21 protein-coding genes and 2 pseudogenes are annotated in these 23250 nt (G+C 41.6%); 2 read left to right on the top strand and 21 right to left on the bottom strand.

Annotated elements, in window-relative coordinates; genetic code table 11:
* Together tsf and rpsB are read right to left on the bottom strand one after the other, a co-directional pair.
* Entirely contained in the window at positions 1–882 is an 882-nt protein-coding gene (gene tsf, locus AC08OG_RS04090; protein WP_482930071.1) for a translation elongation factor Ts, read from the bottom strand.
* Between the two features lie 104 nt (positions 883–986).
* Positions 987–1739: a 30S ribosomal protein S2 gene (rpsB, locus tag AC08OG_RS04085; RefSeq protein ID WP_292357983.1), complete on the bottom strand. Its 753-nt coding sequence runs from the start codon at positions 1737–1739 to the stop codon at positions 987–989.
* A gap of 263 nt (positions 1740–2002) precedes the next feature.
* Here rpsB and map point away from each other — a divergent pair, with 263 nt between their 5' ends.
* The gene (map, locus tag AC08OG_RS04080) at positions 2003–2770 is read left to right on the top strand and encodes a type I methionyl aminopeptidase (RefSeq protein WP_482930070.1); all 768 of its coding nucleotides are present in this window, start codon (positions 2003–2005) and stop codon (positions 2768–2770) included.
* A 12-nt stretch (positions 2771–2782) separates the two neighbouring features.
* Positions 2783–5383, top strand: coding sequence for a [protein-PII] uridylyltransferase (glnD, locus tag AC08OG_RS04075; RefSeq protein ID WP_482930069.1), 2601 nt, complete (start codon positions 2783–2785; stop codon positions 5381–5383).
* A 28-nt stretch (positions 5384–5411) separates the two neighbouring features.
* Here the strand turns inward: glnD and AC08OG_RS04070 are convergent, their stop codons facing one another.
* The 19 genes and pseudogenes from AC08OG_RS04070 to istA all read right to left on the bottom strand — a co-directional run bounded on the left by AC08OG_RS04070 (position 5412) and on the right by istA (position 23174).
* Positions 5412–6095: a hypothetical protein gene (locus tag AC08OG_RS04070; protein ID WP_482930068.1), complete on the bottom strand. Its 684-nt coding sequence runs from the start codon at positions 6093–6095 to the stop codon at positions 5412–5414.
* Between the two features lie 575 nt (positions 6096–6670).
* Positions 6671–7652: pseudogene (locus AC08OG_RS04065) on the bottom strand (IS3 family transposase).
* A 471-nt stretch (positions 7653–8123) separates the two neighbouring features.
* Positions 8124–9213: pseudogene (locus tag AC08OG_RS04060) on the bottom strand (IS256 family transposase).
* A gap of 95 nt (positions 9214–9308) precedes the next feature.
* Positions 9309–9638: a hypothetical protein gene (locus AC08OG_RS04055; RefSeq protein WP_482930067.1), complete on the bottom strand. Its 330-nt coding sequence runs from the start codon at positions 9636–9638 to the stop codon at positions 9309–9311.
* Between the two features lie 38 nt (positions 9639–9676).
* The gene (locus AC08OG_RS04050) at positions 9677–10024 is read right to left on the bottom strand and encodes a hypothetical protein (RefSeq protein ID WP_482930066.1); all 348 of its coding nucleotides are present in this window, start codon (positions 10022–10024) and stop codon (positions 9677–9679) included.
* Positions 10025–10081: 57 nt separating this feature from the next.
* Positions 10082–11260, bottom strand: coding sequence for an AAA family ATPase (locus AC08OG_RS04045; protein ID WP_482930065.1), 1179 nt, complete (start codon positions 11258–11260; stop codon positions 10082–10084).
* Positions 11230–11739 carry an LAGLIDADG family homing endonuclease gene (locus AC08OG_RS04040; protein ID WP_482930064.1) on the bottom strand — a complete coding sequence of 170 codons (510 nt, stop codon included), beginning with the start codon at positions 11737–11739 and terminating at the stop codon, positions 11230–11232. The genes AC08OG_RS04045 and AC08OG_RS04040 overlap by 31 nt, the downstream gene beginning before the upstream one ends.
* A 79-nt stretch (positions 11740–11818) precedes the next feature.
* Positions 11819–12049, bottom strand: a complete 231-nt coding sequence (locus AC08OG_RS04035) for a helix-turn-helix transcriptional regulator (protein ID WP_482930063.1) — start codon at positions 12047–12049, stop codon at positions 11819–11821.
* A gap of 208 nt (positions 12050–12257) precedes the next feature.
* Positions 12258–12524, bottom strand: coding sequence for a ComEA family DNA-binding protein (locus tag AC08OG_RS04030; RefSeq protein WP_482930062.1), 267 nt, complete (start codon positions 12522–12524; stop codon positions 12258–12260).
* A gap of 301 nt (positions 12525–12825) precedes the next feature.
* Positions 12826–13395 (bottom strand): sugar transferase, encoded by a 570-nt coding sequence (locus AC08OG_RS04025; RefSeq protein WP_482930061.1) that lies wholly within the window; start codon positions 13393–13395, stop codon positions 12826–12828.
* A 15-nt stretch (positions 13396–13410) separates the two neighbouring features.
* The gene (locus AC08OG_RS04020) at positions 13411–14382 is read right to left on the bottom strand and encodes a UDP-glucose 4-epimerase family protein (RefSeq protein WP_482930060.1); all 972 of its coding nucleotides are present in this window, start codon (positions 14380–14382) and stop codon (positions 13411–13413) included.
* Positions 14382–15830, bottom strand: a complete 1449-nt coding sequence (locus tag AC08OG_RS04015; protein ID WP_482930059.1) for a phosphohexomutase domain-containing protein — start codon at positions 15828–15830, stop codon at positions 14382–14384. Before AC08OG_RS04015 ends, AC08OG_RS04020 begins: the two co-directional genes overlap by 1 nt.
* On the bottom strand, positions 15830–16954 hold the full coding sequence (gene wecB / locus AC08OG_RS04010) for a non-hydrolyzing UDP-N-acetylglucosamine 2-epimerase (RefSeq protein WP_482930058.1): 1125 nt from the start codon (positions 16952–16954) through the stop codon (positions 15830–15832). Before wecB ends, AC08OG_RS04015 begins: the two co-directional genes overlap by 1 nt.
* Entirely contained in the window at positions 16947–17957 is a 1011-nt protein-coding gene (locus tag AC08OG_RS04005; protein ID WP_482930057.1) for a polysaccharide biosynthesis protein, read from the bottom strand. Before AC08OG_RS04005 ends, wecB begins: the two co-directional genes overlap by 8 nt.
* Entirely contained in the window at positions 17936–18829 is an 894-nt protein-coding gene (locus AC08OG_RS04000) for a dTDP-4-dehydrorhamnose reductase family protein (RefSeq protein ID WP_482930056.1), read from the bottom strand. Before AC08OG_RS04000 ends, AC08OG_RS04005 begins: the two co-directional genes overlap by 22 nt.
* On the bottom strand, positions 18829–20073 hold the full coding sequence (locus tag AC08OG_RS03995) for a glycosyltransferase family 4 protein (protein WP_482930055.1): 1245 nt from the start codon (positions 20071–20073) through the stop codon (positions 18829–18831). Before AC08OG_RS03995 ends, AC08OG_RS04000 begins: the two co-directional genes overlap by 1 nt.
* Complete coding sequence (locus AC08OG_RS03990) at positions 20074–21129, bottom strand: glycosyltransferase family 4 protein (RefSeq protein ID WP_482930054.1); 1056 nt, start codon at positions 21127–21129, stop codon at positions 20074–20076.
* A 243-nt stretch (positions 21130–21372) separates the two neighbouring features.
* A complete protein-coding gene (gene istB, locus AC08OG_RS03985) occupies positions 21373–22158 on the bottom strand; it encodes an IS21-like element helper ATPase IstB (RefSeq protein WP_482929749.1) in 786 nt (261 codons plus the stop codon).
* Positions 22155–23174 carry an IS21 family transposase gene (istA, locus tag AC08OG_RS03980; RefSeq protein ID WP_482929750.1) on the bottom strand — a complete coding sequence of 340 codons (1020 nt, stop codon included), beginning with the start codon at positions 23172–23174 and terminating at the stop codon, positions 22155–22157. Before istA ends, istB begins: the two co-directional genes overlap by 4 nt.
* Positions 23175–23250 lie beyond the last annotated feature (76 nt).

Genomic DNA, 23250 nt, shown 5'->3' with positions numbered 1-23250 from the left:
TTAGTTTCCCCGTGCCTGAGCCATAACCTCTTCTGCAAAGTTATCGACTTTCTTTTCGATACCTTCACCAACTTCAAAACAGGCAAAACCTTCAACCGTTGCACCAGCTTGTTTGACCAGTTTTTCAACAGTAACATCAGGATCTTTAACAAATGCTTGTCCGAGCAGGCTGATTTCGTTAACAAACTTGCTCATACGGCCTTCAATCATTTTTTCAACAATTGCTTCAGGCTTGCCGCTTTCGCGCGCCTGAGTTGCCACGATATCGCGTTCTTTCTGTAACAGATCTTCTGGCAGTTCATCAGCTGATACGGCTTGAGGACGGCTGGCAGCAACATGCATTGCCAAATCTCTGGCCAGTTCTTCATTACCACCGTTCAATTGAACCAGAGTACCGATACGATCACCGTGACGGTAAGCACCAATAACACCGTTATCTGTATTCATCAAGGTAAAGCGACGGATTTGGATATTTTCACCAATCTTCGCAACCAATGACTGACGAACGGTATCAACACTTTCGCCATTGCTTAAGGTCAATTGTAGTAATGATTCCAAATCAGCTGGCTGTGCTTCCAACACTTTCTGGGAGACCGCATTAACAAAGTTGGTAAAGTCATCTGCCTTGGCAACAAAGTCAGTTTCAGAATTTACTTCCAACATAACCGCTTGTTTGTTATCTGCACTGGTTTCAATTGCGATAATACCTTCAGCAGCGACGCGGTCAGATTTTTTATCGGCTTTGGCCAGACCAGATTTACGCATCGCTTCAACGGCAGCATCAATATCGCCGTTCGATTCAACCAATGCTTTTTTACATTCCATCATGCCGGAGCCGGTACGCTCGCGCAGTTCTTTTACTAAAGCTGCAGTTATAGCCATTTTTTGTAACCCTTAAAATCAATTTTTGTGAACGGCCTGTTTTCAGACCACACATACAACACAGGCCCGCTATACAGCGAGCCTGCTTAAGTCATTATCAGAGCTTATTCAGCTGCTGCTGGAGCATTTTCTTCCGCAACTTCAACAAACTCTTCTTCGGCATTACCCGTGGTGACCGATGCACGGCCTTCAAGAACGGTATCAGCGATGTTTGCTGTGTAAAGACGGATAGCACGCATTGAATCGTCGTTACCTGGGATGACATAGTCCACACCATCAGGATTACTGTTGGTATCTACAACCGCAATGACAGGAATACCCAGCTTGTTTGCTTCCTGAATCGCGATGCGCTCATGATCAACGTCGATAACAAATAAAGCATCGGGCAGGTTACCCATCTTTCTGATACCGCCGATACTTTTTTCCAGTTTTTCCTGTTCACGTGACAGGTTCAGAACTTCTTTCTTTTTCAAACCTTCAGTTTTACCTGATTCAATCATCGCTTGAATCGCTTCAAGACGTTTGATTGATTGGCGAACGGTTTGGTAGTTTGTCAGCATGCCGCCTAACCAGCGACGGTTGACATAAGGCATACCACAACGTTCAGCATCTTCACGGATGGCATCCTGTGCAGCACGTTTGGTGCCGACGAACAGAATACGACCTTTTTTGGAAGCCAGTTTGCTGACGTAGTTTAATGCATCGTTGAACATCGGCAGACTGTGCTCAAGGTTAACGATATGAATATTGTTACGCTTACCAAAGATGAAAGGACCCATTTTTGGGTTCCAGTAACGTGTTTGGTGACCGAAGTGAACGCCTGCTTCAAGCATTTGGCGCATTGTAATTTTAGCCATGATTATACCTATATATATGGGGTTAAACCTCCACGTACCCCAGCTATCGACTGATCTGAATTTACAGACAGCACCCCGAAAACTGTGTCGGCACGTGTGTGATTTTGCCTTTGCTAAGGCGCGCATATTATTCCACAGTTACCGATTAAAACAAAGCATATACCTTCAGCACAGTGGATTAAGCCAGTTTGCTGGCAGTTCAGCGGTTTTTGCGGCAAACTATGCTTTCTCTTTTTTATCGTTAACTGTAATCAGGATCTGGCATGGGCGTGACCATCAAAACAGCCGAAGAAATCGAAAAAATGCGTGTGGCAGGAAAACTCGCCGCCGACGTTTTGACCATGATCGAACGACATGTGGTTGCGGGAATCACCACAGATGAATTAAACACCATTTGTCATGATTATATTGTTAATGAACAAAAAGCCATCCCTGCCCCTCTGAATTATCATGGCTTCCCCAAATCCATCTGCACCTCAGTCAACCATGTTATTTGTCACGGTATCCCCAGCGATAAAAAACTCAAAGACGGCGACATCATTAATATCGATATCACGGTTATTAAAGATGGTTATCACGGTGATACCAGCAAAATGTTTCATGTGGGCAAGACCTCGATTCTGGCGCAACGTCTTTCTCGAGTGGCCCGTGAATGTATGCTGATAGGTATTGATATGGTTAAACCCGGCATCAAGCTGGGTGATATTGGTCATGCCATACAGCAACATGCGGAAAATGAGCACTTTTCAGTTGTCAGAGAATATTGTGGACATGGCATAGGGCAGGTTTTTCACGAAGAACCTCAAGTTCTGCATTACGGCATGCCTGATACCGGGATGACATTACAAACCGGCATGACGTTTACCATTGAACCGATGATCAATGCCGGTAAACGACAGGTACGTCAGCTTCCGGATGGCTGGACCGTAGTGACCAAAGACCGTTCTTTGTCTGCACAGTGGGAACACACTATTCTGGTGACTGATGATGGTCATGAAATTCTAACCCTTCGGGACGAAGAACGCTCATAGGAGCAATCAACCATGGCAATTGCTGCACAATCTGTCTGGGAGTTTGGCCAGGCGGATAATGCGACAGGCTGTCGCGATATTCTCGCCAAAGCCTCACAACACCTAAAAAAATGTTTTTTTGAAGATCAGGCAGATATTGACTGGCTGGTACATCAGCAAGCACATTTTATGGATGAGGTCCTGCAGTTTCTATGGCAAAAACATCTGGCGACTGAAACGACTGTCAGTCTGATTGCCGTTGGCGGTTACGGACGAGGCGAATTACATCCACACTCTGATATCGACTTACTGGTATTACTGGATGATTCAGTGGCTGAAACACCGCCAGAAGCACTATCTGTCTTCCTGACCCAACTGTGGGATATCGGCCTGGAGATTGGTCATAGTGTTCGTACCATTGGCGAATGCCGCCAACAGGCAGAAGACGATATCACTATAGCCACCAATCTGCTTGAAGCACGGTTTTTATCCGGTAATCGGGTGTTGTTTGAACAATTACAGCAATTAACGGTTTCCAACAAAACCTGGGATAACCGGCTTTTCTATGAACGGAAAAAACAGGAACAGATTCAACGTCATCATAAATACAATGATACCGGTAATAACCTTGAACCCAATCTAAAAGAATCGCCAGGTGGTCTTCGGGATATTCAGGTTATTAACTGGGTGGCACAACAGCATTTTGATGTCCGAAACCTGCAAGGTCTGAAGTCCAAGGGATTTCTGGCAGAGAGTGAGTTCGAGGTACTGCAACAGTCACGGCGTTTTTTATGGCGTGTACGTTTTGCCCTGCATCATCAGGCAGGCCGTAAACAAGAAAAATTGATGATTGATCATCAGCGTGAACTGGCCAAGCAACTGGGCTATGTTGAAACCAACAGTCGTATGGCTGTTGAACATTTCATGAAAGATTATTATCGGACAGTCCGTGCAGTGGGTCAGATGAATGCCCTGCTGTTACAACTGTTTGAAGAGAATATTATTCTAGCTGACGAGCCTCGGGATATTGAACCGATAAACCGTCGTTTCCAATCCCATAATGGGTATCTGGAAACCATTAACTCTGGGATTTTCGCTTATTATCCCTATGCTCTGCTCGAAGTGTTTTTGATTTTGCAGCAACATCCGCATATCAAAGGAATTCGTGCATCGACCATTCGTCAGATACATGCCCATCTGCATTTAATTGATGGACGTTTTCGTGCCGATATCAGAAATCGCAGCCTGTTTATGGAAATCATCCGTCAACCAAAAGGGGTGACCCATGAATTCCGACGCATGAACCAGCTCGGGGTTCTAGGTGCGTATTTGCCTGAGTTTGGTCGAATTGTCGGGCAGATGCAGCATGATTTATTTCATGCTTACACCGTAGATGAACACACCCTGTTTCTAGTGGGAAATTTACGTCGATTTTCCTGCTCCGAATTCAAGGATGAATTTCCGCTTTGTTCAGAAGTCTTCTATCAACTGCCAAAACCTGAATTACTTTACATTGCCGGTATTTATCATGATATTGCCAAAGGTCGTGGTGGCGATCACAGTATTTTGGGGGTTCAGGATGCAGAGCGATTTTGTACCCAGCATAATCTGAGTGATTACGATACCAGCATTGTCACTTTTCTGGTTCGTCAGCATCTTGCAATGTCGTCCACTGCCCAGAAGAAAGATCTGGAAGATCCAGAGGTCATTCAGGACTTTGCTGAATTAGTTGGCAGTGTGAACAGATTAAATTATCTGTATCTGCTGACGGTGGCAGACATTCGGGCAACCAATAATAATCTTTGGAATGGCTGGCGTGATTCGTTACTCAAGCAGCTTTATCACAGTACCCATCAATGGTTGGAACATACCGAAGCCCAGGCGAAAAGTACTCAGGAAAAAAGCCATAAAAAGTATCAGCTGGCATTAGATAAACTCACTGAAATGGGATGGCCACCACAAGACATTACGACTTTGTGGCACACCTACGAGCTAGATTATTTTCTTCGACATTCAGTCGAGGAAATCGTCTGGCAAACCAATGGCAGATTGGAAAATCCAGATCAGGAACCCTTGATTCTGGTTCGTCCACACAACGATAAACAAACACTTGAATTATGTATATTCACTCACGATCGCCGAGGTCTGTTTGCAGCGATGACAGCCTGTCTGGAACAGCTGCAACTAAATATCTTGGATGCAAAAATCAACATCGGTAATGATGGCAATGCCTTAAATACCTTTATCGTTAATGGTGCACAACTACGTTATGAAGATATAACCAACGCCCTGCATAAACAACTGGCTCGTGACAAATTAACTTCAGGATATAAACCGCAATTAATGCCACGAACCACAAAATTGTTTAAAACTGAGCCGGTCATTAAGTTTTCAGCAAATCCTCAAAAAACACATACTGTCATGGAGCTTTATACCCATGATCGACCTGGATTGTTATCCACTATTGCTCAGGTTTTTTTGATGCATCAAACACAAGTTATTAATGCCAAAATGGTCACTCTGGGCGATCAGGTTGAAGATGTCTTTTTTATTACTAATTTTCACGATCAATCATTAAATGATAGCGAGCAAAGTAATCTATTAACTGATCTCAAAGAACAATTGTTACTTTAATCACAACATAAAACACAATCTATCTAAACTAATCCTCATCGGGATAATAGTAGTCATTATCATTGAACTTCCAACTCTCCACTTTGAAAGCTGAGGCTTTTAATAATTTAAACCCTAACGACTCTTTCTTACCCTTTACCACAGCATCGTTCGGAAAACGTTTCAATAATTTGTCAAGTCTATCGATCTCTTCTTGAATTATTTGTTGGTATCTTGCCCGAATATACGTCTGTACATTTAATTGATGATTACTTCCATCATGGAAAATGGTAATCCTAGGTTGCCAAGTATATTGAGCATATTTGTTAATACACTCTGCTTTATTAACTAAACTGACATTCATCTCACAAAGTGCATGAAAAACACGGTGATGAAAAAAAATGTGGTTTCCTTTTCTGTGATAAAGATTAGGTTCAAATGTATATGTATCTATAAAAGCGGCAATAGAACGGTTTTCGTGAGGCACTAATGTTTCTGGCAAATCCTCAGTATTTTTGAATCCACTCCAGCTTTCGGGTATATAAGACAAATCCCATACTCCATCTTCATATATTTCTTCCGGCATATGGAATTCATCACATCCATCAATTAATGGAGAGACTCTGTATTCTTTTTTGAAAACTTCTTTATCTGGGATAATTTCATTTACAAGACCAATAAATAAATCATTTGCATAAAAAAATGCATTTCCTGCTGTGTCTAAACTTGGCATAAGCTTCTCCTAATGAAAAAAACCTAGACTAGCTTATGAAAAGTAAATTGCAAGAATATTTTACAATACAAAATTTTGTATTTATAAGTTTTTATTTATATCACTGTCAATTATGTAAATTTAAAATGTTAAAGCGACATTTCATTGCTGGTATAAACTGCCTTTTTGTAAACGCGCAGGCGACATAATATTTTGTCGCATTAACGTAAGTAGTAATGTTAATACTTACATAATTAGCATTTGCTTATATATTATTCTTTAGCAGTTAACGCTTGTAAGTGCCTTTTTTGTGAAAAATATGAATAAATTTGCTTTTTTCAGTTAAATCTTCGTCAAAAAAATTTCTTCTTACGAGCATGAGATGAGATATTCTGAAATTTTTTGCGCAAAATTTGATTCGCCTATTGTATTCGAAACAAATCCCAGTCGTTATGTTTTGGTAGGGTTCGAATAGGGAGTTACATGTTCGATATGGGATTCGATATAACTCACCGCATGAAAAAATATCGATTCGTGTTTTGGGTATGAGGGGACTGTAAAAAATTCTGTGTAGCTGCTTATCATTGACCGGGCTTCTACCCCGTTTCTACGGACGGTTTAAAAACGGTTGATAACTTCATATCGTACTTAGCGACTCGTCTTCTCATGCGAGGATTATGGAATCGCTCAATATAGTCAAATAAATCCGCTTTGGCAGAATCCAAGGTTGGGTAACGTATTCGATTTATCCGTTCTCTTTTGAGTACACCAAAAAAGCCTTCACAGGCAGCATTATGGCCACAATGACCGCCCGCCCTCATCGAGCTCATCAATGTAGTTTTACTAAGCAATCTCTGGTAATCGCAGCTTCTGATTTGACTGCCTCGATCAGAATGTAAAATAACATGAAGTCTTGCTCCAACAAATTATTAACTCCAGGTGGTGTTAATAGTTGCGGTGTCTTCTGTCCACGTTTCTTTTTTCTCGGCCATCCCTTAAGTCCCGCAACCGCCATTAAACATGCAACCCGATTTTTGCTGGCTGTTTCACCTTCAATCGTCAGATCTTCATGCATCTGCGGTGCACCCAAAATACCGCCACTATCTGTATGAAGTTCACGAATGCGCTTCAGCAATCGGTTGTTATCAATCTTTCTTAAACTCGGCAAACGTGCTTCCCAGCCGTAATAACCGCTAGCGGAAACGTCCAGACAACGACACATTAAGCGTACGGGAAACTCGACGCGACAACGTTGGATCGCCTGATACTTCAGGACGACTCCCTGGCAAAGAACGTCGCCGCTTCGCGTAAAAAATCCCGTTCCTTCTTCACCCGTGCCAGTTCACGCTTAAGACGGGCAACTTCTTCATCTCTGGGGCTACCTGTGCCATTAAAGGCCTGCTGGCCATTCTGATCTGCTTCACGTCGCCATCTCGTGAGAAGATTTGGGGCAAGCCCCAGTTCTTGAGCAATCTGGGCACAGATAACACCTGGCTGCCGGGTCTGTTCAACAGCACCACGTTTGAACTCCGGACTGTATATTTTCTTTTCTTCGACATACACACTCCTTTTGCCCATTATCAGGCTTCTTTGAAGTGTCCGCAAAATCGGGGGAGAACCCCAGTCAACTTGGCTGTATATCGATGTTATCTAAACCTCATTAATCCTCTAACATTTAATTTTTATTAGGTAAAAGCAAGATACATAAAAAGAAGGGTTCATGTCATAATTTTTGAAAACGTCTTTAGTGATCAACCATAACGACTCCTTACGTTAATGCGACAAAATATTGTGTCGCTTGGTCGATCACCCGAGCATGCCAGTCAAAACGTCGCTTAACTCATTATAAGTCGGCATCTAACCGTTTAGCAGATGGCTAAAAGATGGATACTCAAACCGGAAATTTTAACTAGATAATTGTTGGCCATGTGTTAATTGAGATGATGAACTCATACAGAGCCTGTTCTGATTTCTGTGTAACTGCCATTTTCAAATGAAGTCCACCAGCCGGCCTTCAAACTCAATCATAAAACGGTTAAGTGCCGCCTTTCAGTTTCTGATGGGCATGATCCATTTCTTTGAGACATCAAGGATAGCCAGATAAACCACCTTGCGGGCCGAATCATCACTGGCAAACAGCTTACGTTTTTTGATGGCTTTCCTGATGACACTGTTGAGCGATTGAATTGCATTGGTGTTGTAAATAGCCTTGCGGATATCCTCGGGATAATCAAACAACAAATTCAGATCCTGCCAGTGGCTGCGCCAGCTTTTGCTGATTTGCGGGTATTTGCTGTCCCAGCGCTCGGAGAAGGTTTCCAGTGCCTTGAGCGCTTCCTCTTCGGTCACTGACTGGTATATTTGCTCTAAATCAGCCGTGACCGGTTTGTAAACCTTCCAGGGCACGAACTTCACACTGTTTCGCACCATCTGGACGATGCACAGCTGGATGCGTGTGTTGGGATAGACGGTATTGATGGCATCGGGAAAATCTTTAAGACCATCCGCACAGGCAATTAGAATATCTTTCACGCCCCGATTTTGCAGCTCAGTCAGCATATTCAGCCAGAACTTGGCCCCTTCATTCTTGGCTATCCACATGCCCAGCAAATCTTTATGGCCTTCGAGAGTGACGCCAAGTGCCAGAAAAATGGCTTTATTAATCACCTGTTTGTCCTGACGAACTTTGACCACGATACAGTCCAGATAGACGATGGGATAAACTACATCTAACGGACGGGACAGCCATTCAATCACATCGTCAATAACAGATTCTGTGACCTTGGAAATTAGCGTCGGCGAGACATCGGCATCATACATTTCCTTAAAGGTCGTCTGGATTTCCCGTGTCGTCATTCCCTTGGCATAGAGGCTGAGGATTTTGTCGCCCATCGACGTAAAACGTTGTTGATGCTTTTTGACTAACTGCGGCTCAAAGCTACCATCACGGTCACGCGGTGCTGAGAGCTCAATGGTGTCATTTTCCGTTTGCAGTTGTTTTCGGCTGATGTCATTACGGCTATTTGCGTTACCAGATATGGCGTGTTTGTCGAAACCAAGGTGTTCATCAAGCTCTGCATTCAGCGCAGCTTTTGGTTAAGCTCTGGCTGATTTCTGACAGGTCTTTTTCAGTTTTAATTCAAACGACTTCAGCTCTTTTTTATTAAGTTTTTGATTATCTCATTTTGGTCGGTCAGAAGCAGTCACAAAAAATTTACAATTTTTTGTCCATACTTAAGAATCTTTTTTAAATTCATATCTAAACCTACAGGGCAATAAACCAAACTTTAACTTAACCACCTTTCTAATTAAATTTTTTGGATCGCTGGGTAAACCAAGACAATGATATTGTCTGCCTGAACGTGTAACACCTTGACCTGAGATTTCATCAAAAAGCTGAATAGCTGTGCTTTGTCGAAAAGAATAATTTAGAAGAATATCAGCAGTAATATCGTGCTTTTGTATGTTGTCTCGCTCTGGTCGATGCTGTAACCCAACAAAAATAGCTTGGTTATCTGGTAACTCCAATATGTTCCAGTGAAAAAGTGTAATTTTATTATCCATACATAATATCCCTATCCGTTACCAATTTAAGTGCAAAACTATTCTGATGATGTATCAACAGGATATTTAAAACGAACAATACCGGATGCTTTTTTGGAAAAAAGCTCTCGTTGAATATGCTCTTTTCCGAACAATTGATCTAAGACATACATACCATCTTTGCAGGGATGGCCTGGCGGACCAATTAAGGTATAAACAGAACCTGATTTCGTTTTACCGAAACAGTTTGTCTCGTCATACTCAACTATTGGTGAACTAAAACGGCCCAGTTGATCATTCAAGCTATAGCCAATAAAAAATTCCCCTGTTTCTCCTGAAGGTAAATTTAAACAAATGATATTCCAGTCAACTAATTGTATTTTTGCACGAGGTAAACCAAATAACATTACTTTCTCCTTGAAGGTTAATTACTGCCAACTTCACCTTTTCAATTTATGAGTTGTTTAGATTTCAGCCAGAAACCCCATCCCTTTTGATTTCGGCTTAGTGGACGAAATCAACACATCTTTGGGGAGAATCACAACAGGCCGCACTTTTGCTTTTGAACGTCGAACTGCATTTGCCATAGCGTTTTCAAGTTGGATCCTGGCAATACGTGGTGGTAACTTTGAAAGTTTCTCAATGACTTTAGTATCAAGTTCTACTGAAAAATGCTTTCCCCACGGGTTTAACAAAAGCTCTTTGTAAATTGAAGAGATTATGGCTTTTGATTGTTCTGATGTTGGATTAGAGATGGGTATTTCCAGCATACGAGATCGTATGGGCTCTGGAATACGCTCAGGATAATTGGCTGACGCGATCCATATCACCAAGCTGAGATCAAAAGGAATTTCCAGATACTCATCAATAAACCGCTTCGCCGTATGCTTTTCTAATAAGCTGTACATTGGCCCCATTGGATCGTGTCTAGAATCAACAGACGCTTTGTCGAGTTCATCAAGCATGATGATGGGGTTCGCATAACGGCTATTTCTCATGCTGTTACTAACAAAACCAGGTTTGCTTTCACTCCATGAGCTTGCTCCTCCGGCAACCACAAAGCTTGATGAAACCGTCGAGAAGTCTAACGAAAAGAAATCCGTCCCGAGTACTGCTGCTAACTCTGATATAAATCGAGTTTTTCCTACGCCGGGAGGTCCTGAAAGTAATAAGGGTGGTATAGAAAACAGCTTTGGTGCCTCAAGGCTTCCCAGCCACAATGCGTTTTTACACAGATTGATAACGTCACTGAAATTACCAAATTTTTTGCCCAATTTATCAAGCTCATCGATTATTTCATTTTCAAAAGATGCAATCGGTTTATGATTTGGCTCTTCTAATAAATCCCGAAGAATTTTTTTCCGTTTACCGCTAACTTCCTTGTCATACTCACGTGTGACGACTGATTTGTCATAAATGATGTGATGATTGTTTGGCATCACAGCGACTCTTTCACGTTTTGAAGAATATGTTTCTTCCTCAAGCAGGTTCGAATAATGTGTTTCATTTAATTCTGCTTTTTCGATGATATTTTCTAAAGTGGATTTATCCATGACTTTTCTCTTTAAAATGATTTCATGCCCCAACCGCTTGGTAGGGGCATGTGAATAATTCATTTCAAGCGTGATATTTTCTGTGCCCATTTTTCACGTATTTTGTATATTTCCGGTGGCCATCCTTTCGCGCCTGGACGCTTGCCCATGAGACCTTCCTCCCACATGGCAAAGACGGCATCCGCTTCATAACTTTTCCGCTTCAAAAAAGGACGGACTTTACGAATGGCATTCAATGCATGCTGACTATCAAATACCAATGCATAACTTTGGCGATTCATTTTTTCGGTTCTGACACCCTTTGTGATTGCTCCAGACTCGCCAATTACATTTTGCAAATGCTCAAGCACTTCAAGGTTGTTTTGTGTGATCGCAACTTTCAAACGATGTGTAATCGTGTCATAGCCTTTACGCGTCTGACGTGCAATTCCAATCCATCCTTCACCATCAATGAAGCCAGCAGCCCAGGCTAGGTCGATTATTTGTTGGATTGAAGCATTACTTAAATGGGGTACAGTGAGCTCCAAGCTTTGTAATTTAACTAGATTAGGTTTGTTTAAGTGTGACATTCATTGATCCTCATTAGTTTACAATGTATACCTATAGTAGCCAAAAAAAACCGGCTCTTTGAGCAGGTCACATTTGAAATTAATGGTATACAATGTATACTTTTTTGTCAAGCACTTTGTAATTAACTTTATGTTTAATGCAAAACAACTCTAATAATCCATCGGGCATGGAGCGCGCTGTCGGTTTGTTAATGTCACGCTCCCAGCTAATCCATGTTTGACGTTCCACACGGACTGATTCAGCAGCTTCAGCTTGGGTCAGACCGAGATCTTTCCGTATTTTTTTTAACTGGATTGGTTCAATGGGCATGGGTTTAAAGCTGAAAATTAATTAAGTAAGTAATTATACTCGCACTAGAGTAATTGTCATTTTGATTGTCTGAAAGTTATCTACTGGCAAATTTCAGTTGCCGTTAGATGGATTTTTACATCACAACTGACAATCGGGATTACAATCCAAAATGAGTATAAAAAAGGTGAGGTTACAACCTCACCTTTTTATTACTAAATACGTTAACTTAATCAGATACTGTTACATTCTCAGCAATAGTAGCCACTTTTTTCTCGCCAATACCTTTGATATTTACTAAATCATCAACATTGGCAAATGCCCCGTTCTGCTCACGATATTGCACAATAGCATTGGCAGTAGAAGGCCCTACTCCATAGAGCAGTTGTAATTCATCTGCTGAAGCAGTGTTGATATTGATTTTATCTGCTGCGAATGCAGCGAATGATGAAAGTGAAAACGCCAGTAATAAAGCAACAATCCATTTTTTAAACATCTTTCCATACTCCTTGTTTAGTTAAATTCAGCTCTCCAGAGCTGCAACTAAAGAGTAAGGGAATTTATTGTTTTAGATCCAGAGAAACCGTTGGCAAAAATGCATAACAGGAAATTATCCTGCTTCAATTTGATAAGCTGATCACAGTTTATTCTTTAATCGAATTGTTTTTACATCAGCTCTAAACTTTGATTAAGACGATTCATTCATTTGCAGAGTCTTGCTAATGCAAGTTGTTACGTTAGCTAAAATTTCACTGCGATGGGGTTTTAGAAAAACTGTTACCTCGCCAAAATTATTCCTAATGATCGTTGCGAACTCTGTCGCCAGCCCCTTTACCAATAACAGTTTGAACAATAAAACCAAGATAATTGAGAACATTCATCTGTTCGATCATTCTGGCATCAGTCTTTGCCAACAATTCTGGCGTCGACATATCTATATCATTTATTTGTGCTAGTCCGGTAATACCTGGCCTAACCTTAAACACACCTTTCGCTTCGCGCTCTTCAATTAATTCAAGCTGGTTAAAAAGACATGGTCTGGGACCAACCAGACTCATTTCCCCTTTCAACACATTCCATAATTGTGGCAACTCATCAAGCTTGGTTCGACGCAGAAAACGACCAAAGGGAGTAATAGAAGAGGCTGAGGCCAGATGACTGGCGACATGCGCCGTATCTTGTTTCATAGTGCGGAATTTGACTAATGTAAAAGGCTTTTGATTTCGGCCCACACGCTGTTGCCTGAATATTGGGGAACCAGTATCAAACCAACCGATAATGATCAGAATTAATAAAATTGGCAAACCGATCAACAGGCCAACAACAGAAAAGATAATATCCAGTAAACGGATAACAGCTCGGGTCATGAATTTCTCATTTTATTATTTATTTTGTGTTGAGTTCCTATCTAACTCAGCCATTTTTTTAAGTTGTTGATCCATAATGGTTACAGGTTTCCAACCTAGCAACTGCCGCGCTTTATTTATGTCAATTTGCAAATTCCCAAACAAACGATCAGTAATATTTTGTTTACCTGCCAGCTTAGCAAAAAATGTCATCCAGGATACTGGAACAGGTATCAATCTTGCAGTTTGTTTATAAGCCTTTGCAATTTTTTTAAACAGCTCGGTAGTAGACACATCATCACCATCCGCCAGAAGAAAAATCTGATTCGCTGCAGCAGGATGTGTAACACAAAGTTTTATAAAATCTACCAGATTATCAATGGCCAGCATGGAACGTTGATTGGAAACTGCTCCAAAAGGTAGAGGTAACCCTTTTTTAATGATTTTAATCATACTGCCAAAATTGGCTTTAACCCCTGGACCGTAAATGAGAGGTGGACGGATAACCACAACCTCCATGGGAGTTGTCTGGCCTATCTCAAATAAAATCTGCTCTGCTTCAAGCTTTGATTGTCCATACGCATCTTCAGGAGCTGGTTTATCAGTCTCACGAAAAGCCTGCCTATTATCTGTAGATTCGCCATTCACTTTAATGGAACTGATATATATAAACCTTTTCACACCCGCACTAACTGATTGCTTAGCCAATGCAAGAGTCGCATTTACATTCATTTTTCGAAATTCAGTCAACGGATCGGCTGCTTTATCTTGCATAATGTGTACGCGTGCTGCAGTGTGAATAACGACATCAACTTTTTTCAGCGTATCAACTACCGAATTCTGTTCACTCAGCAAACTTAAATCACCGATCTGCTGTTGTTCCACTTCAACAGGAAACTCCACCGAATAATTCCGTACACCTGCAACAATATTGTGGCCTGCACTTAACAGCTCATTAATTAATGCCTTGCCAACAAACCCAGTTGCCCCTGTGACAAAAACCTTCATCAGCTAAGAATTATCTTTTCGATTTCTGCCACTTTGGCTTTCATTAAAGTTTCATCAGCTCGAGTTTCTACATTCAGACGCAGCAGGGGTTCAGTATTGGAAGAACGTAAGTTAAATCGCCATTGTTCAAATTCCAGACTGATTCCGTCAGTTCTATCAATAACAGGATTTTCAATAGCGAAATGTTTCAAAATTTTATCTAGAACAATTGATACATTTGCTACTCGGTAATTAATTTCACCACTGCACGGGTATTTCGCCATACGTTCATTAACTAGTTCAGATAAAGGTTTTTCAGCCACGCTGATTAACTCAGCTACCAACAGCCAGGGAATCATGCCGCTATCACAATAAGCAAAGTCTCGGAAATAATGATGGGCACTCATTTCGCCACCATAAACTGCATTTTCCAGACGCATCCGTTCTTTAATAAAGGCATGGCCTGTTTTGGATTGGATAGGTTTACCACCCGCCGCTTCAACTTGATCGATGGTGTTCCAGGTCAATCTTGGATCATGAATGATTTTTTCGCCAGGTAACTTGAGCAAAAATGCTTCAGCCAATAAGCCGACAATGTAATAACCTTCAATAAAGCGGCCATTTTCATCAAACAGAAAACACCGATCAAAATCCCCATCCCAGGCGATACCCATATCTGCTTTATTGGCAATTACAGCATCGGCTGTCACTGCGCGGTTTTCCGGTAATAGAGGATTGGGTATACCATTGGGAAAGTCACCATCGGCTTCATGATGCACTTTTATAAACTCGACAGGCATATTAGCTGATTTGAATTGAGCTTCAATGGCATCAATTACATGACCGGCAGCGCCATTTCCGGCATTGACTACCAGTTTAAGGGAAGTGAAATTAGTCGGCTCAATATAGGTCATCAAATGCTGAACATAAGGCTCAAGGATCGATAGATTTGTGTATTTATGGATATTATGCGTGCCACTGAAAACACTATTTGCAGATGCAGGTGCCTCATGCTTATTAGCAGCATTGGATACAACTGGTTTGGAAGCATTAAATGGGGATTCAGTATGCTCAGTCAGCTCTCGGATATCATTCAGCCCGCTATCACCGCTTATCGGTAAAGCACCCCGTCCCACCAGTTTCATACCATTATAGTCCATGGGGTTATGACTTGCCGTCACCTCAATTCCACCATCGACATCCAGATAAAATGACGCAAAATAAATCTCTTCTGTGCCAACCATCCCAATATCAATCACTTCTGAACCAGCATCCATCAAGCCTTGTGCCAAAGCAAGTTTAAGTGGTTCACTGGTATGCCGAATATCACCACCTACAACAACTGTTTTTGCGTTTAAATGTTTGGCATATGCATGACCAATTCGATAGGCGACATCCGGGTTAAGTTCATCTCCCAATTTACCTCGAATGTCATACGCTTTGAAACAGCTTAGCAAGTTGTGACTCATCACTTTGACCATACAACACGATTAATGTAATCGACATAGCTAAGTACTACTCTAACCACTTTTCTAGACACGGAACCTCCACAATAGTCAGCCACAATTTTAATCGCTTCGGGTTCTGATGAAAACTGACTTGTGACAACTTTGACCGCTTCAAGGACACGTTCAGATGTAAGGCCACTCATTATTAAAGTACCTTCATCCATTCCTTCAGGACGTTCATGAGCATTTCTGATAGTGATTGCTGGAAAATTCAGTATTGAGGATTCTTCCGTAAGTGTACCGCTATCGGATATTACGCAATATGCTGACATTTGTAATTTTATATAGTCCAGCAAGCCAAATGGCTTAACGAACCGGATCAAGGGATGAACCGAAGAATCATTAAGTTCAGCTAGCCTCTTTTGCGTTCGTGGATGTGTGCTTACGATGACAGGAAATCCATATTGTTGTGCTAGGGCATGTAACGTATTGATAAGCTGTTTCAAATTTTCCGGATTATCAACATTTTCTTCGCGATGAGTACTTACTATAAAAAACCTACCTGGGTCAAGTTTTTCACGGCTAAGCACATTCGATATTTCAATTTTCGGTAGGTAATAATCTAATACCTCTTCCATGTGTGACCCAGTTTTGATGATAGTCTCTGGGCGAATCCCTTCTGCGATAAGATAATTACGGGCATGTTCTGTCAAAACCAGATTAATATCACTTAGATGATCTAGAACCTTCCTATTTAATTCTTCCGGTACACGCTGATCGAAACAACGGTTACCCGCCTCCATGTGAAAGACTGGGATCTTACGCCTTTTTGCTGCAATCACTGCCAAACAGGTGTTGGTATCACCATAAAGTAACAGCGCATCAGGTTGCTCAAGCGCGAAAATATCATCTGCCTTGGCAATAACGTCTGCAATACTTTTGGCAGCAGTCTCACCTGTTACATTAAGAAAATGATCTGGTTTACGAATTTCAAGATCATCAAAAAAAACTTGATTCAGTTCGTAATCATAATTTTGCCCTGAATGAACAAGAACATGCTCAACCTGCTGGTCGAGTTCAGCAATGACCCGAGACATTTTAATAAGTTCAGGTCTGGTGCCAACCAGTGTCATAACCTTAGTCATGCAGAACCTCATGAATATAGCTAAGTTCCATCAGCAAGCTTTTTACTTCTGAAACGGATAAACGATTGGTATTATGCGAAGTGTAATCATCCACTTCAGAAATATGAGTTTCACCCTCAACAAAGTATTTCTTGTAATTCAAATCACGGTTATCAGCAGGGATTCTATAATAGCGTCCCATATCTTCTGCCTTGGCCATTTCTTCACGTGAGATAAGGGACTCATAAAGCTTCTCACCGTGGCGAGTACCAATAACTCTTATTTCACGAGTACTGCGAAATAATTCGCATAATGCCTTTGCCAGATCGGCGATCGTTGAGGCTGGTGCCTTTTGAACAAAAATATCGCCCTGTTTCGCGTGTTCAAATGCATGCAGAACCAGATCAACAGAATCTTCCAGCGACATTAAAAATCGAGTCATATGAGGATCAGTTACAGTTAATGGCTCGTTTGACTGGATCTGGTTTACAAACAAAGGGATGACAGAGCCTCTGGAAGCCATTACATTCCCGTATCGGGTACAGCAAACAATCGGTCCCTCTTCTGGAATTGATCGTGACTTAGCTACAACGACTTTTTCAGCCATTGCCTTAGAAATGCCCATTGCATTAATTGGATAAACCGCTTTATCAGTACTGAGAAACACCACACGTTTTACCCTGTTTGCGATAGCGGCATTAAGAACATTCTCAGTTCCAACCACATTAGTTTTTACTGCTTCCATCGGATAAAACTCACAGGAAGGAACTTGCTTCAGAGCAGCAGCATGGAAAATATAATCCACACCGACCATAGCCTGAGAAACGCTGTCGTAATCGCGCACATCGCCGATATAGAACTTTACCTTTTCATTGGCGAGCTCAATACGCATATCTTCCTGCTTTTTCTCGTCGCGACTGAAAATACGGATTTCCCGAACGTCGGTATCAAGAAAACGTTTTAGTACTGTATGACCGAAAGATCCTGTTCCCCCAGTAATCATCAAAACTTTATCGTCAAACATAATCCATTTATATCCTTAGCGGGCCTGCCGCATTTTTCGATCAACTCCGGCCACTCTGGAGCTCGGTAACCTGTGGCCTGCTGAAACAGACTCGAATCCAAAGACCGATCAATAACAATGTCATTATCTGGTTGAATGACAATCTCTTTTTTATATACTTTCGCCACCATCTTCAGCAGGTCAAATTTAGCAATCGGATTGGCTGATACATGATATAGACCATGTAAAGCTGTTTGTGGGAGCACAAGATTGTGAATCACTTCTGCCAGTTCTACAGTAGGCAAACCGGAAAAAATAGCTTTTTTGTAGCCTTTGACTTCTCTGTTCTGAGACAAAAACCAGTCTATCAATGCATTATTTGAGTTCAGCTCATGCCCAATGATAGAAGTACGTAACGTTATTGCATGTGTATAGTCATGCAATTCCCCAATGTATTTGGATTTACCATAAAGGTCACTTGCATCAGACTCATCCGATTCCGTATACCCACCTTTCTTTCCAGAAAATACGCAATCAGTGCTTACGTGAATAAGCCTTGCATCAGCCAGGATGCATATTTTTGCCAACTGATGTGGAAATAGCGCATTTAAAGGCAACACATGTAGTGGATCATTTGCATCTTGTAGCTGCTTGATCATTCCAACACAATTAATCACCACATCAGGCCGAGTCTGGGCAAAAACATCCAACAATGAATCCTGATTCAAAACATCTACAGCTGAAACCAAGTGCGACTTTATATCATCTGAAAAAAATTGTTTTCCTGATACATTGCGAAGCGTCCCCCACACCTCATGTAACCCTTCTTTGGCAAAAAATTTCATGACTGCATTACCAAGCATCCCAGATACACCCAAAACAAGAATACGCATCAACACCCTCGCTTTTTTAATGTTATTCTCTGCTCCAAAATTTCAATCAGATGTTCGGCCTGCCGCTTCATCTCAAAATTTTCGTTAAAATACGCACGACCATTTTCTCCCATTTTATTGCGTGAAACTTCATCAAGCTCATATAGGGTTGTAATGGTGCTGGCTAATGCGTGGGCATCTTCTGCCGCACAAGTATAGCCTGAGGCAGATTCTTCAATTATCCTCGCCCCCTCTCCATTCAAAGCAGCGATGATTGGCTTACCAGCCGCCAAATATGCCTGCACTTTACTCGGAACTGTTAGAGAAAATATAGCTTCGTTCTTTAATGTAACCAGCAAGCTTGACGCGTATCTATAAATTTCTGGCATGAAAGACATGGGAAAACGACCTGCCAGATAAAGGTTATCTAGATTAAGCTCTTCTTTTTGTTTACGTACCCAGTCCAACCTACTACCACTTCCTACCAGAACTATTCGAATATTAGGGTTATCTTTTAACTGCAACGCTGCCTGCACGATTGTTTCAACTGATTGGGCTTCTCCAATATTCCCTGCGAAAACAACGCAGAAACTATTCTGCAAAATACTTCTCAGTTCATGTGGAATTTGGTTTGAATTTTTTTCTTCATTCAATGGCGTATAAATTGAATTGGGGTAATAGACAATTTTATTGTCATTGGCAAAGCGTCCAACCGGTTCACGAAAGGCTCGTGATTGAATCAGCAAACTATCGGCGAAATGATAAATACCCCTTACTGCCCACTCCACCAACTTAAGGATTACTGGGTTTTTAATATGGCCAGTCGCAGCCAAACTCTCCGGCCAAAGATCTTGAATCCATATTACTAGGTGAGCCTTTTTTTTCCACTTTAGAGGAATAGCAGTTATAGCAGACGTAATCGGAGAAGGTGCAAATACAAGAATTGCATCAAATTCTTTCTTTTTAACCAGTCCGGGAAAGAATCGTAATCCTGACCAGACAAACGAAAGATAATTTAATATTAAATCAAGGGAGTGCCCCGATTTTCTAGGTCTTAAAGGGACTCGATAAATATCAATTATGTTTTGATACTTTTGATGCTGGATACCTTTCTTTGAATATCCTTCGTATATTTCACCATCAGGATAGTTAGGCTTACCTGTCATCACCGTAACATCTACCCCTTTCTCACTCAACTGCAGTGCAAGATCGTTAATTATAAATGTTTCCGGCCAAAAATATTGGCTCAGAATTAAGATACGCACTTACTTTCCCATTGATATTAATGTCTTAAGAAAATCATCAACACTCATGATTTCAATTGGTAAATCAGAACGATTTAAATAGCGTTTAACCGCTCGAGCAATTGAAAGTGAAGAATCAGCATCAAAAGTTTCTGCTGGTTGAATTATATCCCTCACATAATCAAGCTCAGGTGCAATTATTTGTAAACCAGCAAACCTAGCTTCAATCAAAGGAAGTCCAAAAGATTCAAATTTTGAAGGATAAATCAAAGCCCCAATCTTAAAATATAGTTGATTTACTTCACTGTGAGTTAATGAGCCAAAGTTATGCAAGCGTAATTCATACTTTACTCTTTTCTCCTCAATCCATCCGCATAATTCAGGAAATAAAGCTTTATCAATCGTAAAACATAATGTCGGGTATATTCCTTCGTTTGCTAGGAGACACCACGCTTCAACAAGCTGCTGATGGTTTTTATGGGGTTCACCTGATGCTATATAAGCAAAATCATAATTTTTATTATCTAAATTAATTTGAGAAAGAGGCTTAGCTACCAATCTGTAAGTTTGTCCTACGAATGGGGCGACAGAAACGGGCAAAGATATTCTTTGTCTTGCTTGCCATTTATTTATTGCATTTTTCATAGTTGGAGTCTGGGCGATAAAAGTATCGAGGTTGAATTTTCTCCAATTCAACCATTTACGTTCACACCAAATGCGTAGTCTAGATTTAAGGGAAAAGTTCGAAAGTGATTTATTTTCAATTAAATATTTATTCTGGATAAAAACAAAAACATAACCAACTAATTTAAATATTGGAGGTAAATTACCAAAACATAAAACAATATCATTTTTTTTTACATTTTTATATAACCACACTTCGGCCATAAATCGATTCTTAATAGTCGGCTGAACTCTGATTATTTTATTATTATCCAAAATAGAATCGGGAAGAATCAATCGAGAATCTAATAAAAATATTTTTTCTCCAATATGATGATGACTATTAAGCAAAGCTATTAGCAAAGACTTGCCACCACCACTATGAACATTATAAGCGTTTACAAATAATTTCATAAGCTGATTTAATCACCCTTTCCATCCCTAGAAGCTAAAACATTCTGCCAGTAAGATAAGAAACATGCTAATGGAACAGAAAAAAACAACCATATTGGATAAACCTGAATACGCATTACTGCTCCTGTAAGCAAAAATATCAATAAAAAAACAACTCCATATATGCTAATAGTATCCAATTGTCAACGACAATCCAATTTTGACCCACTTTCCGACAAAGTAAAATTGACCCACCCTTGGCGACTATTCGTTAATTTGTTTATACGTTACTGGGGCTATCCCAGCAGTTTTCTTTCCTTTCAATCGATAACTGTTTCCTGAGATCTGCACAATATGTGCGTGGTGTAAAAGCCGGTCGAGTAATGCTGCTGTGAGTGCCTGATCATTGGCAAAAGCTGTTGCCCATTGTGAAAATGGTAAATTACTGGTCACTATCACGCTGCCTTGTTCATAGCGCTTAGCAATCACATTGAAGAACAAGGTGGCCTCTTCATGCCCGAAGGGCAAATAACCAATTTCGTCAATGACCAACAGTTTGGGCCCCAGCACACTGCGTTTCAGATAACCTTCCAGTCGATCCTGCTTCTTCGCAGTAGCCAGTTGCAACATCAGGTCGGCTGCTGTGATAAAGCGTACTTTGATACCTTTTTGAATCGCTTTGCAAGCATAAGCAATGGCCAGATGGCTTTTGCCGACACCACTCGGACCGAGCAGAACAATGTTTTCGGCCCGTTCGATAAACGCCAGGCTATTGAGTTCCTGCAATTGCTTTTTGGGTGCACCGGTGGCAAAGTTGAAGTCGTAGTCCTCAAACGATTTAATTGCTGGCAATCCGGCAAATTTCTGCAAGGTCTCACGTGTCCGCTGCGTTCTGGCATCCACTTCAAGGTTAAGCAGCTGCTCCAAAAAGTCGGCTAGTGTAGCGCCTTTACCCGCTGCGGTATCGGCCACCGCTGACCATTCCACTGCCATCGTATTGAGTTTGAGTTCTTCACAGGCCCGCTCAATCCGTGCCATCTGCAAGTTCATCGGCTCATCTCCAGCAACTGGTCGTAGGTGCTTAGCGGATGCTGCAGACTCTCAATCGGGAGAGCGTGACGAGATGGGAAAGCAACGTGTTTTTCTTTAATCACGCATGCCGGTAAGTCAGCCAATGCCAACTGCTCTTTAATCAACAGCGTTTGCGGCTGCTGTCCGGTGGTGCCATGGCAGCGCTGATGTGCTACCTCTCGTAACCAGGGACCGACTTGACCATTAGCCGTATCAACATCCAGCACCAGTCCCGCTTGTTTCAGAGTAGCTGCCAGCGGTGTGATAAAGCTGTTTTTCAGATAACCGTTAAAGCGCTCGACCTTTCCCTTGGTTTTCGCCCGGTAGGGCCGACAGGCACGAAGGCGAAAACTATAGTCTGCTGCTAACTGCAGCAACTTGTCGTTCCAGCGGTGGCGACCATCACCATATGCATCGCGTTCAATCATGATGCACTTGGCATTATCAAACAGGATCTCTTTGGGCACACCGCCGAAGTACTGCAAGGCGGCTTCTATTCCCGTGAGCCAGTCCTCTTGACGCTCATGACTGCTGAACCGTACAAAACTCGCCCGACTGTAACCGAGTGTGGCAACAAAGGCTTTGAGTTTGCTGCGTCCCCGTCGGATAGTGGTAAAGTCGACCTGCATCTGTTGACCCGGCAGGGTTTCAAACCGAACCACATCTTCTTGTAACGTTGGTTTGAACTGCCGGATGTAGTTTTTGACGATACCTTCCTGACCAGTAAAGCCTTGCTCTTTGATTTCCCTGAACAATACCGTGGCGGGGATCCAATAAGGTTTTGCTGCCGCAATACGTTCAAGTAAATAAGGTTTAAACGGGTCCAGTTTTGATGGTCTTTCTTCGCGTGGACCATAACTGGGTGAACGGGCTTGGTCACGCAGATAATTACGGACTGTGTTCCTGGCGATCCCGAGTTGCCTACTGATGGCGCGGATACTGTGACCCTGCCGGTGTAATACATGTATTTCCACTAATGACTCCTGATTTAACATCGCATTTCAACCGCCATCCTGTCGTTACAAATGACGGCCATTTTGCCTCAGGTGGGTCAATTTTTGATTGTCGTTA

It is taken from the genome of Methylophaga sp. F7, assembly GCF_056863975.1.
The sequence above is the reverse complement of the archived record's forward strand: the minus strand, read 5'-3'. Positions and strand labels throughout refer to the sequence as shown.